Consider the following 15,230-nt stretch of genomic DNA (forward strand, 5'->3'; position numbering starts at 1 on the left):
GGCTGCCTCGATTGGCGGACCCGGCCCCGTTCGGGCCGACCGTACGTACCCGTACCCCCTCAGTCAGACGTATCCCCTCAGCCAGACCCACACCTCAGCCAGACCCGCACCTCAGCCAGACCCGTACCTCAGCCAGACCCGTACCTCAGCCAGACCCACACCTCAGTCATCGGCCGGAAGGCAGCAGCGATGAACGACCTCATCGAGCACGGGCAGCTCTTCATCGGCGGCGCGCTGGCCGATCCGGCGGGCGAGGACACCATCGAGGTCGTCTCGCCGCACACCGAGCAGGTCATCGGCAGGGTGCCGCACGCCTCCCGCGCCGATGTGGACCGGGCCGTCGCGGCGGCGCGGACCTCCTTCGACGAGGGCCCGTGGGCCCGGACGAGCCTGGACGAGCGGATCGCGGTGGTCACCCGGATCAAGGACGCCATCGCCGTACGCCATGAGGAGATCGCCCGGGTCATCAGCGCGCAGAACGGCTCCCCGTACTCCTGGAGCGTGCTCGCCCAGGCGCTCGGCGCGATGATGGTGTGGGACGCGGCGATCACCGTGGCCCGCGACTTCGTCTACGAGGAGCGGCGGGCCGGGGTGCTCGGCCCGCTGTTGGTGCGGCGGGAGCCGGTCGGGGTGGTCGCGGCCGTGGTGCCGTGGAACGTACCGCAGTTCGTGGCCGCCGCGAAGCTGGCGCCCGCGCTGCTCGCGGGGTGCTCGGTGATCCTCAAGCCGTCGCCCGAGACGCCGCTGGACTCCTACATCCTGGCGGAGATCGCGGCCGAGTCGGGGCTGCCCGAGGGGGTGCTGTCGATCCTTCCGGCCGACCGCGAGGTCAGCGAGTACCTCGTCGGCCACCCGGGCGTGGACAAGGTGTCGTTCACCGGCTCGGTCGCGGCCGGCAAGCGGGTGATGGAGGTGGCCTCGCGCCAATTGACCCGGGTCACACTGGAGCTGGGCGGCAAGTCGGCCGCGGTGATCCTGCCGGACGCGGACCTGGAGGCGGCCGTCACCGGGATCGTGCCCAACGCCTGGATGAACAACGGCCAGGCGTGTGTGGCCCAGACCCGGATCCTCGCGCCGCGCACCCGCTACGACGAGATCGCCGAGCGGTTCGCGGCCGCCGCCTCCGCCCTGGTCGTCGGCGACCCGCTGGATCCGGCCACCCAGGTCGGGCCGCTGGTGGCGCGGCGGCAGCAGCGGCGGTCGCTGGACTACATCGCGCTGGGGCAGCGGGAGGGCGCCAAGGTGCTGACCGGCGGCGGCCGTCCGGAGGCCCAGCAGACCGGCTGGTACGTGGAGCCCACGCTCTTCGGCGACGTCGGCAACGACATGCGGATCGCCCGTGAGGAGATCTTCGGCCCGGTGATCTGTCTGCTGCCGTACGGGGACGAGGAGGAGGCGGCCCGGATCGCCAATGACTCCGACTACGGGCTGTCCGGCTCCGTCTGGACGGCGGACGTCGGGCACGGCATCGACTTCGCACGGCGCGTCCGCACCGGCACCTACTCGGTCAACACCTTCAGCCTCGACATGCTCGGGCCGTTCGGCGGCTACAAGAACTCCGGTCTGGGCAGGGAGTTCGGCCCGGAGGGGTTCTCCGCGTACCTGGAGCACAAGATGATCCACCTGCCCCAGGGGTGGGACGGGGAGCCGAGCTGATGGGGGACCGCTGGCGGATCGAGGTGGACCGCGGCGTGTGCATCGGCTCGGGGATGTGCGTGAGCACCGCCCCCGGCGGCTTCCGGCTCGACGGGGCGCGGCAGTCGCATCCGGTCGAGACGGAGGCCGATGCCTCCGAGGCGGTGCTCGCGGCGGCCGAGGGCTGCCCGGTCGAGGCGATCGCCATCCGGCTGTCCGAAACCGGTGAACAGGTCTTTCCCCCCGACGAGTAGCTCTCCTGGCCGCCGTTGGCCGGATCGGAACCCGCCGACCGCCGGGTCAGAGGCCGCGTTTGGCCGGTTCAGGACCCGCCGTCGGCGCCTGCGGACCCGGGGCCGGACTCATCTCAGACCCAGCCCTCGCACTGCGATATCCGTATGGCGTCCACGCGGTTGCGCGCCCCGGTCTTCCGGGTGATCGCGGCCAGATAGTTGCGGATCGTCCCGGTGGACAGATGCAGCGTACGGGCGATCTCCGATATGGAGGCGCCGTCGGCGGCCAGCGACAGCACGCCCAACTCCCGCTCGGTCAGCGGGATCTTGGCCGCCTGGAGGAAGCCGTAGCCGAGCGCGTCGTCCACGTACCGCTCCTTCTTCGCCACCCGCCGTATGGCCTCGATCAGCCGTTGCGGCGGGGCGTCCTTGTCGACGTAGCCGAGCGCACGGGCCTCATGCGCGCGGCGCAGTGGGCCCGGCCGCTCCGAGTTGACCAGCACCAGCAGTCCGCAGTCCGCGCCCTCCCCAGAGGCGGATGCCACGAACTTCCCCCACTCGCCCTTCCGCGCCGCCTTGTCGGCCGCCGGGCTGTCCGTATCCACCACGCACACCTGCGGCTGTAAGGAACGGGCCCTGCTACGCGCGTCGCGCCAGGAGCACGCGGCCGCCTCGATGTCTGGTTCGGCCCCTATCACGGATGCCAGAGCCGATCTCAGCAATCCTGACTCGTGTACCAGAAGTAACCGGATCACGAACTTCTCCACCCCCCACGATGCGGTTCTCTCGTCGCGCGCCGTTGTCGCTCTGTCGCGCGCCGTTCATGAATACCGGGATTGGGCAGGGCGTGAACGCGGAATTTGAGCCAATGGGGGGCGCGAGGGCGCATAAACCCCTTCCAGGAGCTCGAAGGGGCGCAGGAATTGGCGCGCGCGCCCCTGTTGTACCGTCCGTCCGGCTATCGGGCCGGGGTGGGGGCGGTGAGGTCGATCAGCCGGCAGACGGTCTCGATGTCGATCTTCACCTGGGCGATCGAGGCCCGCCCCGAGAGCCAGGTGATCAGCGCCGAATGCCAGGTGTGCTCGATGACGCGGACCGCCGAGAGCTGCTCGGCGGTCGGAGCCTCGTCCAGCCCCATCGCGTCGAGGATGATCGCGGTGGTGAGCCGGGAGACCGTGTCCACCTCCGGGCTGACCGACCGGTCGGCGAAGGTGAGCGCGCGCACCATCGCGTCGGCCAGATGGGGTTCGCGCTGCAGTGCGCGGAAGGCGCGCATCAGCGTCTGGGCGACCCGGGCGGCCGGTTCCTCCTCGGACGGCGGCCGCTTGCGCAGCGTCTCGTGCATGTGCTGCAGCTGATCCTGCATCGTGGCGACCAGCAGATGGACCTTGGAGGGGAAGTAGCGGTAGAGGGTGCCGAGCGCCACTCCGGAGTTCTCCGCGACCTCGCGCATCTGGACCGCGTCGAAGCCGCCCCGGCTGGCCAGCCGGGCGCTGGCGTGCAGGATGCGCCGACGGCGCGCCTCCTGCCGCTCGGTCAGCTGCAGGGCGGCCGGCTTGACTTCTGCGGTCATTTGTCCCACTTCGAATGTGTTGCGTCTGCGGGTCGGCGACAAGCGGACATCGTGCATGATGACAGGACCGTCCCGCGCCTGCGAGTCACTGGAACTCGTTCTAGGCTAGCGCGGGTCCTCCCTGAAGCACCCGGGTCCGCGCGGTTGGGGCAGGTTGCTGTCGAGCGGCGCTCGCGGTCGCGTCGGCGGGGGGTGCGTCCGGTGCACACCCCCGTCGTCAACTTCTCCTGAACGTCCGGGCTACCGAGTGGTAGGGATCACCTGCCCCGGCCCTGGAGAGGTCGCCCGGGGCAGGTATCTTCGTGACTCCTCAGGGGATGCGTTAGTGAAACTTGTTCTAGATAAACGGAAGCGGATACGCTCCCGCTGAACTGCACCAAGGAGGGGGCGCGAGTGACCGCAGAGGCCGCGCAGGAGACCGGGGCCGACCCGCTTCGAGCAGCACCCCCCACCGCCGCCGGGGAACGGCCGCTGCGCATCGCACTGCTCAGCTACAAGGGGAATCCGTTCTGCGGGGGCCAGGGCGTCTATGTGCGCCATCTCTCCCGCGAACTCGTCCGGCTCGGCCACACCGTCGAGGTCATCGGCGCCCAGCCGTACCCGGTGCTCGACACCGAGGAGGGCGTCACCCTCACCGAGCTGCCCAGCCTGGACCTCTACCGCCAGCCCGACCCGTTCCGCACCCCCCGGCGGGAGGAGTATCGGGACTGGATCGACGCCCTGGAGGTCTCCACCATGTGGACCGGCGGCTTCCCCGAGCCGCTCACCTTCAGCCTGCGCGCCCGCCGCCATCTCGCCGCGCGCCCCGGCCAGTTCGACGTCGTCCACGACAACCAGACCCTGGGCTACGGGCTGCTGGGCCTGGAGAAACTCGGCTTCCCGCTGGTGACCACCATCCACCACCCGATCACCGTCGACCGCCGGCTGGAGCTGGACGCCGCCGACGGCTGGAAGCGCCGGTTCTCCGTGCGCCGCTGGTACGGCTTCACCCGGATGCAGAAGCGGGTGGCCCGGCGGCTGCCCTCGGTGCTCACCGTCTCCGGCTCCTCCCGCCGGGAGATCGTGGAGGACCTCGGGGTGCGGCCGGACCGGATTCATGTGGTGCACATCGGCGCGGACACCGGCCTGTTCTCGCCCGACCCCGCCGTCCCGGAGACCCCCGGCCGGATCGTCACCACCTCCAGCGCGGATGTGCCGCTCAAGGGCCTGGTGTATCTGATCGAGGCGCTCGCCAAGGTCCGCACCGAGAACCCCCAGGCGCATCTGGTCGTCGTCGGCAAGCGGCCGGAGGAGGGGCCGGTGGCCACCACCATGGCGCGCCACGGGCTCGAGGACGCCGTCGAGTTCGTCAAGGGCATCAGCGACGCCGAACTGGTGGACCTGGTGCGCGGCGCCCAGATCGCCTGTGTGCCCTCGCTGTACGAGGGGTTCTCGCTGCCCGCCGCCGAGGCCATGGCCACCGGCACCCCGCTGGTCGCCACCACCGGCGGCGCGATACCCGAGGTCGCCGGGGTCGACGGCGAGACCTGTCTGGCCGTACCGCCCGGCGACGCCGACGCGCTCGCCGCGGCCCTGACCCGGCTGCTGGGCGACGCCGACCTCAGACGGCGGCTGGGCGCGGCCGGCCGGGAACGGGTGCTGCGGCGCTTCACCTGGGAGCAGGCCGCCCGCGGCACCGTCGAGCAGTACCGCCAGGCCATCGGCGTCTCCGCGCGGACCGCCGCCCACCGCTGAGCCCCTTGTCCTTCCCAGTTCCCACGCCTCCCGACCGCCCGACGCCTCCCGACCGCCCGATGCCTCCCGACCGCCCGACGCCTCCCGCCCCCGACCTCTCCCGCCTCACGAATCCGCCGGACGAAAGCAGACCCCCGTGCTGACCGTCGATTTCTCCCGCTTCCCCCTCGCCCCCGGCGATCGCGTCCTCGACCTCGGCTGTGGCGCCGGACGGCACGCCTTCGAGTGCTACCGGCGCGGCGCCCAGGTCGTGGCGCTCGACCGCAACGGCGAGGAGATACGCGAGGTGGCCAAGTGGTTCGCCGCCATGAAGGAGGCCGGTGAGGCCCCGGCGGGCGCCACGGCCACCGCCATGGAGGGCGACGCCCTCGCCCTGCCCTTCCCCGACGACAGCTTCGACGTGGTCATCATCTCCGAGGTGATGGAGCACATACCCGACGACAAGGGCGTGCTCGCCGAGATGGTGCGAGTGCTTAAGTCCGGCGGCCGGATCGCCGTCACCGTGCCCCGCTACGGCCCGGAGAAGATCTGCTGGGCGCTGTCGGACGCCTACCACGAGGTCGAGGGCGGCCACATCCGCATCTACCGCGCCGACGAGCTGCTGGAGAGGATGCGCGAGGCCGGACTGCGGCCGTACGGCACCCACCACGCCCACGCGCTGCACAGCCCCTACTGGTGGCTCAAGTGCGCCTTCGGAGTGGACAACGACAAGGCGCTGCCGGTGCGCGCGTACCACCAGCTGCTGGTGTGGGACATCATGAAGAAGCCGCTGGCCACGCGGCTCGCCGAGCGTGCGCTGAACCCCCTCGTCGGCAAGAGCTTCGTGGCGTACGCGACCAAGCCCCACGCATCGCGTGAGGAGCGGGCGTGACGGCGCTCGAACCGCGCCCCGGCCCCCGCACCGAACGGCTCGCGCTGCCCGGGGTGCTCAGCCCCGAGCAGGTGCTGCGCACGGTCGAGGGCATCGCCGCCGTCCAGCGCGCGGACGGCGCCATACCGTGGTTCCGCGGCCACCACCTCGACCCCTGGGACCACATCGAGTCCGCGATGGCGCTGGACGCGGCGGGCGAACACGAGCGCGCCACGGCCGCCTACCGCTGGCTGGCCCGGCACCAGAACCCCGACGGCTCCTGGTACGCGGCCTACCCCGACACCCCCGACGGCGTGGCCGCCACCGAACCCACCGACCGCGGCCGGGAGTCCAACTTCTGCGCCTACGTGGCGGTCGGCGCCTGGCACCACTACCTCTCCACGGGCGACGACACCTTCCTCGACCAGATCTGGCCCACTGTCTTCGCCGCCATCGAGTTCGTGCTCGGACTGCAGCAGAGCGGCGGCCAGATCGGCTGGCGGCACCGCGCCGACGGCACCGTGGACCCCGACGCCCTGCTGACCGGCTCCTCCTCCGTCTACCAGGCGCTGCGCTGCGCCCTGGCCATCGCGGAACACCGCGAGGAGCCCCAGCCCGACTGGGAGCTGTCGGCCGGGCTGCTCGGCCACGCCATACGCCACCACCCCGAGCGGTTCCTGGACAAGCACCGCTACTCGATGGACTGGTACTACCCGGTCCTCGGCGGCGCGGTCACCGGCGCCGCCGCCAAGGAACGCATCGAGGAGGGCTGGGACCGCTTCGTGGTCCCCGGGCTCGGAGTGCGCTGTGTCTCCCCCAACCCCTGGGTCACCGGCGGCGAGAGCTGTGAACTCGCGCTCGCGCTCTGGGTGATGGGGGAGTCCGACCGCGCGGTGGACATCCTGCGGTGGATCCAGCCGACGCTGCGCGCCGAGGACGGCATGTACTGGACCGGCTACGTCTTCGAGGACGACGCGGTCTGGCCGGAGGAGCGCACCACCTGGACGGCCGGGTCGCTGCTGCTCGCCGTCGCGTCGCTGGGCGGCGACGAGGCGACGACGGCCGTCTTCGGTGGCGAGCGGCTGCCTCGCGGGCTGGACTCGGACTGCTGTGCGCAGGGGATGTCCGACGGTTCGTGACGCCTGCGGCGGGCTGTTCCCCTACCCGCCCCTTCCCACAACTGGGGCTCCGCCCCAGACCCCGCGGGCCCAGGGGCGGAGCCCCCGCCACGCGGCGGAGCCGCACATCGACACAGCCCCGCGCCCCTTCGGGGCGCATTGCGGAAGTCGGCCGCAGTTCGGACGAGCCCCGAAGGGGCGCGGGGAACTGCGCGACCGGCCACGACGGCGCCGCGGACGATCCACGACAGGTCGGGCCAGCCCCCGGGGGTCTGGGGCGGAGCCCCAGTTTCGGGGAGGGGCGGGTAGGGGAAAGATCCGCCGCAGGCGGCACGATCCGTCGGACGCCCGCTAGCCGCGGCGGAGCCGCCCCGCGATGGTGTGGCCGATGAAGAGGTACACCACGGCCGGGAGGCCGTAGTTGAGGACGGTCCGGAGCCAGTCCGTGTCCATCGTGAAGAGGTCATGGGACCAGCTCGCGAGCCAGCTCGCGGCGTCGTGGACCACCGTGACGAGGTCGTTGGCGCGGTTGGCGTCGAGTAGGGCGAACAGGATCCAGAGGCCGAGGATGACGGCCATGACGTCCGCGACGACCGCCACGACGGTCGCCGCCTGGTTGCTTCCGTGGCGATAACTTCGTGACATGCCTCACGTGTTGCCCCGCGAAGCGAAGCCAAACCCAGCGCGGCCGCACACCCGTACGAGACGGTCGAACCGGCCCTGTACGACGCGCCTCAGCCCGCCAGCTCCGCCAGCACCCGCAGCGTCTCGAGGTCCGGCGACAGCGCCAGCAGATCCGTGATCGGGCCCTTGCGCCACAACTCCAGCCGCTCCGCGATCCGCTCGCGCGGCCCGACCAGCGAGATCTCATCGGCGAAGGCGTCCGGCACGGCCTCGATGGCCTCCGCGCGCCGCCCCGCCAGGAACAGCTCCTGCACTCGGCGCGCCTCGGCCTCGTAGCCGAAGCGGGCCATCAGATCGGCGTGGAAGTTCCGGGCCGCGTGGCCCATTCCGCCGATGTAGAAGCCGAGCATCGCCTTGACCGGCTTCAGCCCCTCCGCCACATCGGCGCACACCCGCACCTGTGTCATCGGCGCCACCATGAAGCCGTCCCGGGCGTCGGCCAGCGTCGCCTGGTAGAGCTCGGTCCGCGACGGCGACCAGTACAGCGGCAGCCAGCCGTCGGCGATGCGCACGGTCTGTGCGATGTTCTTGGGCCCCTCGGCCCCGAGCAGCACCGGGAGGTCGGCGCGCAGCGGGTGGACGATGGGCTTGAGGGGTTTGCCGAGGCCGGTGGCGCCCGGACCGGCGTAGGGGTGCGGGTGGTAGCGCCCGTCGAGCCGCACCGGCGCCTCGCGGTTCAGCACCTGCCGGATGACCTCGACGTACTCCCGGGTCGCCGTCAGCGGGCTCTTGGGGAACGGGCGTCCGTACCAGCCCTCGACCACCTGCGGTCCGGACAGCCCCAGCCCCAGCATCATCCGGCCGCCGGAGAGATGGTCCAGGGTCAGTGCCTGCATCGCGGTGGCGGTGGGGGTGCGGGCGGCCATCTGTGCGACCGCCGTGCCGAGCGCGATCCGGGTGGTGTGGGCGGCGAGCCAGGTGAGCGGGGTGAAGGCGTCCGAGCCCCAGGACTCGGCGGTCCACACCGAGTGGTAGCCCAGCCGCTCCGCCTCCTGGGCGAGTTCCAGATGGCGGGGGTCGGGGCCGCGGCCCCAGTAGCCGAGCGCCAGACCGAGCCGCATGGAAGCCCCCTCGTTCCGCCGGACAGGGTCCGGACAAGGTCCGGACAGGGTGGAGAACGGCGGCTGACGACACGTCAGCCGCACACCGGCCGGACTGTACGGGCCGGGGCCGCACATGGCAACGGCCCCTCGCCCGAGCGTTTCGGGTGAGGGGCCGTGGGTGCGTCATGGGACGCGCACGGTCACGTCATGCGATGTGCGTCCGTACGTCCGTACGTCCGTACGTCCGTGCGTCATGCGACGCGCATACGCGGGTCAGCCGCGCTGGATCCCCGTGGTGTCCTGCAGCACACCGCGGCGGCCGTCCTGCGTCTGGGCGACCAGCGCCTGACCGCGCTGCTCCACCGCGAGGTACCAGGTGCCGGGGGCCAGTTCGGCGATGGTGCTCGACGAACCGTCCTCCGCGTACAGCGGACGGGCCACCGGCACCGCGAACCAGAACGGGGCGAAGTCCCCGCCACCCGCGGCCGGCGGGGTGGGGGCCGGAGCCTGCTGGCCGCCGAAGGGCTGGCCGGGCTGCGGCTGACCGGGCTGGCCGGGCTGCGGGGTGCCGTACGGCGCGGGGGCGCCGGGCTGGGCACCGCCCGGACCCGGGTAGCCGTACCCCGGCTGCGGGCCCTGGGCGCCGTACGGGGACGGGGCCGGGGCGGCGGCGTTCATCAGCGGGGCCTTGAGAGCCGGGACGCGCTGGGTGAGCAGCGCGACGGCCGCCATCGCCAGGGTGGCGATCAGGCCGAGGATCTGTCCGACGCCCTTGTCGGCTCCGTCCGGGCCGCCGATGATCGTCCACAGCGAGCTCCAGGCCGCGAAGACCGCGAGCGCCGAGCCCCACTGCTCGAGCGAGAGCCCGAAGAGATTGCGGCCCGCGGGCTGGAAACGCGCGGAGACGATGAGCGCCGCGGCGATCAGTCCGGCCAGGAAGATCGAGGGCAGTACGGGGAAGAAGGCGGACTTCCATCCGTTCTCACCGGCGTCCTTGCAGAAGCTGCTACCGCCGCAGTCGACGGTGTAGAAGTCGAGGAAGGAGGCGATGAACAGCAGCACCGCTGCTCCGATCACCACGCCGTCGCCTCGAGTGAGCGAGCGGATGTTCAACGTGAGGTCCTTTGTCGGTTTCGTCTGTACGAGCGCTGCCGCCAGGCGCGATAGCGCGAAGGCGTCGGGGGTGGGCCCCATCGTACGGGTGAATCCGCCTGCGGAGACCGGGGGTGTCTCATCGGTATCCCGGTCGTGACCTCCCGTTCGGTTGTGGCGGCGCTACTCGTTCAAGAAGTCCGTAATGCCCTGTGCGATGCCGTGTGCCGCGCGTTCGCGCCACGCCGTGTCGGTCAGTTCGGCGGCGTCCTGGGAGTCGCGCATGTTGCCGCACTCGATGAACACCTTCGGAACGGTGGAGAGGTTGAGTCCGCCCAGGTCACCCCGGACGTCCAACCCGCTGCCGTCGCCGATGTACTGCGCGGGCGCGCTGCCGGTGGCCTTGGCGAACTCGCCGCGCAGCCGCTCGCCGAGTTGGCGGGACGGCGCGGTGATGGCGGAGGTGTCCGCGCCGCCGCCCCGTACGGACTTGGGCAGGATCACATGGAAGCCGCGCTCCCCGGCGGCCGCGCCGTCCGCGTGCACGGAGACCACCGCGTCGGCGTGGGCCTTGTTGCCGATCTCCGCGCGCTCGTCGACGCACGGCCCGTACGGCCGGTCGCCGTCCTGGGTGAACCGCACGGTGGCGCCGCGCGCTTCGAGCAGAGTGCGGGCGCGGCGCGCCACATCGAGGGTGAAGGACGCCTCGGGGTAGCCGGAGTTGGTTTCCGTGCCCGTGGTGTCGCACTCCTTCCGCTCGGTGCCGATGTCCACGAGCCGGGAGATCCGCGAGGGATGGTCGCGGTTGTGCGGATTGTGGCCGGGGTCGATCACCACGACCTTGCCCTTGAGGGGCTTTCCGGGTGTTCCGGGCTTTCCGGACTCGCCGGATGGAGTGGACGGTGCGGATGGGGCGGACGCGCCGGACGACGGGGGCGGCGGGGAGGACGTCGAGGAGGTCGTGGGCCCGCCCGCCCCGCCTGCCCCGTCCGCACCGTCGTCCTTCGAACCGCCCAGGGAACTCCACAACAGCCAGCCGACGAAGCAGGCCGGTATCAGCGCCACCAGGACGATGGCGAGGGTGCCGCCGCGACGACCGGGCTCAGGAGGAAAGCTGCCGTAGGACACGCGGGCGATGGTAGCGGCCCGGCCGACGCGCCTCGAACGCCGGGCGGCCGCGCCGCCCCGGCCGGGTCAGGCGCCGCGACGGTCACCGGGCGTGACGGTCGCCGGGCCTTCCGGCGGGGCCCCGGCCACGCGGGCGCGCCCGCCGCGGATGCCTCCGTGGGGGGCGGGGGCGTCTGCCGCCGTCTGCCACCGGGGCGGGGGTGCCGGTTGCCGTCTGCCGCCGGGGACGGGGCATCGGCCGCCGTCTGCCGCCGGGGACGGGCGGCGGCGGGACAAGCCGGGTGCCCCGGCCATGTGCTCGCGGTCAGGCGGGCGGGGCGGCCGCGGTGCGGCGCAGTACGCGGAGCGAGCGGGTGGCGGAGAGCTCGGTGAACGCGCCGGAGGCGAGCGCGCGGCGGTAGATCCGGTACGGCGCCTGGCCGCCGTCCGCCGGATCGGGGAAGACGTCGTGGATCACCAGCAGCCCGCCCGGCGCGACATGCGGCGCCCAGCCCTCGTAGTCGGCGCTCGCGTGCTCGTCGGTGTGCCCACCGTCGATGAACACCAGCCCGACCGGCTTCCCCCACACCGCCGCGACCCGCGGGGACCGCCCGACCATGGCGATGACGTGGTCCTCGAGGCCCGCCCGGTGGAGGGTGCGGCGGAAGGTGGGCAGCGTGTCCATCCGCCCCACCTCGGGGTCGACCACCTCTGGGTCGTGGTACTCCCAGCCCGGCTGCTGCTCCTCGGAGCCCCGGTGGTGGTCCACGGTCACGGCGACCGTCCCGGCCGCGCGGGCGGCGTCGGCCAGCAGGATCGTGGAGCGCCCGCAGTACGTGCCGACCTCCACCAGCGGCAGCCCCGGCGCCGCCGCCCGCACGGCCGCGGCATACAGGGCGAGCCCCTCGTCCAGCGGCATGAAGCCCTTCGCCGCCTCGAAGGCGTCGAGCACGGTGCGGTCGGGGACCGCGGGCGCGGCGGCGGCAGACTGAGTCACCCGCTCATCCTGCCGCACCGCCACCGGCCCGCGGCGCCCGGGGCCACGGCCCCTCGACGGGTGCCCACCGGGGACGTACCGAGCAGATCGGCGGAAGTCGGCCGCGGCCGACTTACAGCCAGCCGTTCTGGCGGGCGGCGCGGACGGCCTCCATGCGGTTGCGGGTCTGGGTCTTGCCGATGGCCGAGGAGAGATAGTTGCGCACGGTGGCGGGGGAGAGGTGCACCTTGGCCGCGATGTCCGCGACCGTCGCCCCGTCCACCGCCGCCGAGAGCACATCGCGCTCGCGCTGGGTCAGCGGGTTGGGGCCCGCGCTGAGCGCGGCCGCGGCCAGGCCCGGGTCGATCACCCGCTCACCGGCCAGCACCCGGCGGATCGCCACGGCCAGCTCCTCCACCGGGCCGTCCTTGACCAGGAACCCGGCCGCCCCCGCCTCCATCGCCCGGCGCAGATAGCCGGGGCGGCCGAAGGTGGTCAGGATCAGCACCTGGCAGTCCGGCAGCGCCTCGCGCAGCGCGGCGGCCGCGTCCAGACCGCTGCGGCCGGGCAGCTCGATGTCGAGCAGCGCCACATCGGGCCGGGTCTCCAGGGCCCGGGGCACGATCTCGTCCCCGTTCCCGAGCTGCGCGACGATCTCGAAGTCGTCCTCGAGCCCGAGCAGCAGGGCGAGCGCGCCCCGCATCATCCCCTGGTCCTCGGCGAGCAGGAGCCTGATCACGTCCTTCGTGCCCTCCGCCGTGGCCACGTCCTTCGACCTCGGCCTCCACCACATCCTCCGTATCCACCGGCAGTTCGGCGACGAGCCGGAAGCCCCGGCGCCCGCCGGGGCCGGACTCCAGTGAGCCGCCCGCTGCCGACAGCCGCTCGGCCAGGCCCTTGAGCCCCGTACCCCCGATCGCCCCGATCGCGCCGTCCGCGCCCGCCATGTCCGTCGCGCCCGCCGCGCCCGCCGCACCCGTACCGGTGGCACGGGAGCCTACGCCGCCCCCGTCGTCCGTGATCTCCAGCCGTACCCGGTCCATGCCGCTCCGCACCTCGATCTCGCACCGGGACGCCCCGCTGTGCCGCACCACATTGGTGACGCCCTCGCGGACCACCCACCCCAACAGGGCCTCCGTCTGCGGGGCCAGCGGCGGTCCCTCGCGGCGGACGACGGCCTCGATACCGGCGGCGTCCAGTGCCGAGCGGGCCCGGTCCAGCTCGGTGGCCAGGCTGCCCTCGCGATAGCCGGTGACGGCCTCGCGGATCTCGGTGAGCGCCTGCCGCCCCACCGCCTCGATGTCCGCGGCCTGCCCCAGCGCGGCCTCCAGGTCCTTCGGGGCGAGCCGGCGCACCGCCTCCGCCTTGACCACGACGACCGACATGGTGTGGCCCAGCAGGTCGTGCAGATCGCGGGAGAACCGCAGCCGCTCCTTCTCCACCGCCGTACGGGCCAGCTCCTGGCGGGTCGCGCGGAGCTGGGCCACGGTTTCGAAGAGCGACAGGATGGCCGCCGTCACCAGACCGGACAGCATGGTGCCGTAACCGACCGTGAGCGAGTCCGAGGGGCCGCCGCGGAGCCCGGCGATGACTCCCGCGGAGGCGGACAGCACGAGGATGACGGGCCCCAGCTTCCGCCTCCCCCCGCGCAGCACGATCCCGGAGGCCAGCGACAGCAGCGGGAAACACAGCAGCCAGTTCCCGGCGTAGCCGATGCCCAGCGCATAGGTGACCGCCGCCAGCCCGGCCAGCGCCAGCGGCGGGATCCTGGTGTGGCGGCGGCGCTCGTCGAGGGCGGTGAAGACGGTGGTGAGGTAGAGCGCCATGAAGGCCGCCACCCCCGCGCCACCGAGCCAGGGCAGCGGCGTCTTCTCCTTGAAGAGCGCCTGTACGTCCCCCGTGAGCATGAAGAGCCAGGGCACGAAGGCCCGGCGGCCCGGTGGCTTGAGGCGCTCGATGCGCGCGGCGGTGGCATACATGCGTCCGACCCTACGGATCCCCGTATGAGCTGGGCAGATGCGGATGTCGGGGGATGGCCGTGACATTTGTCCCAGGGCCTTCGGTGCCCCGGTCGCCACCATCTGACGGGCCGTCAGTAGACGCCGTCCACACCCTTCCCCCTTCGGGGCGATTGGGCTATACAGGGTGGCATCGGCTAGAACGCGTTCTACATGTCCGCGCGGACGACTCCACGCGGCCGACGCGACCCTGCCGACCAGCGACGACCCCGGCGCGGCCGACGGTGCGGACGGGCGGGCCGGGGTCTTCGGACCGTGGCCCAGCGAGCGGACCAAGGAAGTGGTGTCGCCCCATGCCCATCGATGTCGCGAAGGCCGTCTCGGCCGAACCCCGGAGCACGGCTCTCATCTGGGGGCAGAAGGACATCCAGCTCTACCACCTGGGCATCGGCGCCGGAATCCCCGCCACCGACCCCCAGGAGCTCCGCTACACCCTGGAGAGCAAGCTCCATGTGCTCCCCAGCTTCGCGACCGTCGCGGGCGGCGGGATGGCGGTCGCCGGGGGCATGGCCGCACCCGGTATCGACGTCGACCTCGCCGCCGTACTGCACGGCGGTCAGACCGTCGAACTGCACCGGCCCATCCCGCTCGGCGGGGACGCCACCCAGACCTCGAGGGTCGCCGCCGTCTACGACAAGGGCAAGGCGGCCGTCATCGTGCTGCGCTCCGACGTCGCCGACGCGGACGGCCCGCTGTGGACCTGCGACACCCGGATCTTCGTCCGGGGCGAGGGCGGCTTCGGCGGTGAGCGCGGCCCCTCCGACCGCGTGGAGCCCCCGGCCCGCGAGCCGGACCGCACGGTGGAGCGGGCCATCCGCGAGGACCAGGCGCTGCTCTACCGGCTCTCCGGGGACTGGAACCCGCTCCACGCCGACCCCGAGTTCGCCAAGCTGGCGGGGTTCGAGCAGCCCATCCTGCACGGGCTGTGCTCGTACGGGATGGTGCTCAAGGCGGTCGTGGACACGGCGCTGGACGGGGAGGTGTCCCGGGTGCGCTCGTACACCACCCGCTTCGCCGGGGTCGCGTACCCGGGCGAGACCCTGCGCGTCCGGATGTGGCGGGACGAGGGGCGGGTCCAGGTGACGGCGACCGCCGTCGAGCGGGACGACGCACCGGTCCTCACCGACACCATCGTCGAACACACCTGAGATGACGCACACCTGAGAT

14 protein-coding genes and 1 pseudogene are annotated in these 15,230 nt (G+C 72.5%); 6 read left to right on the forward strand and 9 right to left on the reverse strand.

Annotation, left to right across the window (positions count from 1 at the left end; genetic code table 11):
* Positions 1 to 189 precede the first annotated feature (189 nt).
* Positions 190 to 1,656 carry an aldehyde dehydrogenase gene (locus tag JK364_RS36440; protein WP_201855643.1) on the forward strand — a complete coding sequence of 489 codons (1,467 nt, stop codon included), beginning with the start codon at positions 190 to 192 and terminating at the stop codon, positions 1,654 to 1,656.
* Complete coding sequence (locus JK364_RS36445) at positions 1,656 to 1,889, forward strand: ferredoxin (protein ID WP_037947116.1); 234 nt, start codon at positions 1,656 to 1,658, stop codon at positions 1,887 to 1,889. Before JK364_RS36440 ends, JK364_RS36445 begins: the two co-directional genes overlap by 1 nt.
* A 113-nt stretch (positions 1,890 to 2,002) precedes the next feature.
* On the opposite strand, the gene JK364_RS36450 is transcribed toward JK364_RS36445, so the two are convergent.
* Both JK364_RS36450 and JK364_RS36455 read right to left on the reverse strand, forming a co-directional pair.
* The gene (locus tag JK364_RS36450) at positions 2,003 to 2,623 is read right to left on the reverse strand and encodes a response regulator transcription factor (RefSeq protein ID WP_201855644.1); all 621 of its coding nucleotides are present in this window, start codon (positions 2,621 to 2,623) and stop codon (positions 2,003 to 2,005) included.
* A gap of 203 nt (positions 2,624 to 2,826) precedes the next feature.
* Positions 2,827 to 3,441: a TetR family transcriptional regulator gene (locus JK364_RS36455; RefSeq protein WP_201855645.1), complete on the reverse strand. Its 615-nt coding sequence runs from the start codon at positions 3,439 to 3,441 to the stop codon at positions 2,827 to 2,829.
* A 393-nt stretch (positions 3,442 to 3,834) separates the two neighbouring features.
* Between JK364_RS36455 and JK364_RS36460 the strand changes: the two genes are divergently transcribed.
* The 3 genes from JK364_RS36460 (at position 3,835) to JK364_RS36470 (ending at position 7,164) form a co-directional block, all read left to right on the forward strand.
* Positions 3,835 to 5,175: a glycosyltransferase family 4 protein gene (locus JK364_RS36460; RefSeq protein ID WP_201855646.1), complete on the forward strand. Its 1,341-nt coding sequence runs from the start codon at positions 3,835 to 3,837 to the stop codon at positions 5,173 to 5,175.
* A gap of 136 nt (positions 5,176 to 5,311) precedes the next feature.
* On the forward strand, positions 5,312 to 6,046 hold the full coding sequence (locus tag JK364_RS36465) for a class I SAM-dependent methyltransferase (RefSeq protein WP_201855647.1): 735 nt from the start codon (positions 5,312 to 5,314) through the stop codon (positions 6,044 to 6,046).
* Positions 6,043 to 7,164, forward strand: a complete 1,122-nt coding sequence (locus JK364_RS36470; RefSeq protein WP_201855648.1) for a glucosidase family protein — start codon at positions 6,043 to 6,045, stop codon at positions 7,162 to 7,164. The genes JK364_RS36465 and JK364_RS36470 overlap by 4 nt, the downstream gene beginning before the upstream one ends.
* Positions 7,165 to 7,494: 330 nt before the next feature.
* On the opposite strand, the gene JK364_RS36475 is transcribed toward JK364_RS36470, so the two are convergent.
* The 7 genes and pseudogenes from JK364_RS36475 to JK364_RS36505 form a co-directional block, all read right to left on the reverse strand.
* Positions 7,495 to 7,788, reverse strand: a complete 294-nt coding sequence (locus tag JK364_RS36475; RefSeq protein ID WP_201855649.1) for a hypothetical protein — start codon at positions 7,786 to 7,788, stop codon at positions 7,495 to 7,497.
* An 89-nt stretch (positions 7,789 to 7,877) separates the two neighbouring features.
* Positions 7,878 to 8,888 (reverse strand): LLM class F420-dependent oxidoreductase, encoded by a 1,011-nt coding sequence (locus JK364_RS36480; protein ID WP_201855650.1) that lies wholly within the window; start codon positions 8,886 to 8,888, stop codon positions 7,878 to 7,880.
* Between the two features lie 255 nt (positions 8,889 to 9,143).
* Positions 9,144 to 9,983, reverse strand: a complete 840-nt coding sequence (locus JK364_RS36485; RefSeq protein WP_201855652.1) for a DUF5336 domain-containing protein — start codon at positions 9,981 to 9,983, stop codon at positions 9,144 to 9,146.
* 162 nt (positions 9,984 to 10,145) lie between these two features.
* Entirely contained in the window at positions 10,146 to 11,090 is a 945-nt protein-coding gene (locus tag JK364_RS36490; protein WP_201855654.1) for an N-acetylmuramoyl-L-alanine amidase, read from the reverse strand.
* 304 nt (positions 11,091 to 11,394) lie between these two features.
* Positions 11,395 to 12,066, reverse strand: a complete 672-nt coding sequence (locus tag JK364_RS36495) for a class I SAM-dependent methyltransferase (protein ID WP_201855656.1) — start codon at positions 12,064 to 12,066, stop codon at positions 11,395 to 11,397.
* A gap of 112 nt (positions 12,067 to 12,178) precedes the next feature.
* Positions 12,179 to 12,838: a response regulator transcription factor gene (locus JK364_RS36500; protein WP_230993023.1), complete on the reverse strand. Its 660-nt coding sequence runs from the start codon at positions 12,836 to 12,838 to the stop codon at positions 12,179 to 12,181.
* A pseudogene (locus JK364_RS36505) lies at positions 12,822 to 14,024 on the reverse strand (sensor histidine kinase); the annotation flags it as partial. The pseudogene JK364_RS36505 and the gene JK364_RS36500, both read right to left, overlap by 17 nt.
* A gap of 332 nt (positions 14,025 to 14,356) precedes the next feature.
* Between JK364_RS36505 and chsH3 the strand changes: the two are divergent.
* Positions 14,357 to 15,211 carry an enoyl-CoA hydratase ChsH3 gene (gene chsH3 / locus JK364_RS36510; RefSeq protein ID WP_201855658.1) on the forward strand — a complete coding sequence of 285 codons (855 nt, stop codon included), beginning with the start codon at positions 14,357 to 14,359 and terminating at the stop codon, positions 15,209 to 15,211.
* The last annotated feature ends 19 nt before the right edge of the window (positions 15,212 to 15,230 follow it).

This window comes from Streptomyces endocoffeicus (assembly GCF_016741935.1).
Lineage (GTDB): Bacteria > Actinomycetota > Actinomycetes > Streptomycetales > Streptomycetaceae > Streptomyces > Streptomyces endocoffeicus.

Coding starts and splice junctions, on each gene's coding strand:
- JK364_RS36440 (WP_201855643.1), top strand. CDS start 190: ATGAACGACCTCATCGAGCACGGGCAGCTCTTCATCGGCGGCGCGCTG.
- JK364_RS36445 (WP_037947116.1), top strand. CDS start 1,656: ATGGGGGACCGCTGGCGGATCGAGGTGGACCGCGGCGTGTGCATCGGC.
- JK364_RS36480 (WP_201855650.1), bottom strand. CDS start 8,888: ATGCGGCTCGGTCTGGCGCTCGGCTACTGGGGCCGCGGCCCCGACCCC.
- JK364_RS36455 (WP_201855645.1), bottom strand. CDS start 3,441: ATGACCGCAGAAGTCAAGCCGGCCGCCCTGCAGCTGACCGAGCGGCAG.
- JK364_RS36500 (WP_230993023.1), bottom strand. CDS start 12,838: ATGTGGTGGAGGCCGAGGTCGAAGGACGTGGCCACGGCGGAGGGCACG.
- chsH3 (WP_201855658.1), top strand. CDS start 14,357: ATGCCCATCGATGTCGCGAAGGCCGTCTCGGCCGAACCCCGGAGCACG.
- JK364_RS36475 (WP_201855649.1), bottom strand. CDS start 7,788: ATGTCACGAAGTTATCGCCACGGAAGCAACCAGGCGGCGACCGTCGTG.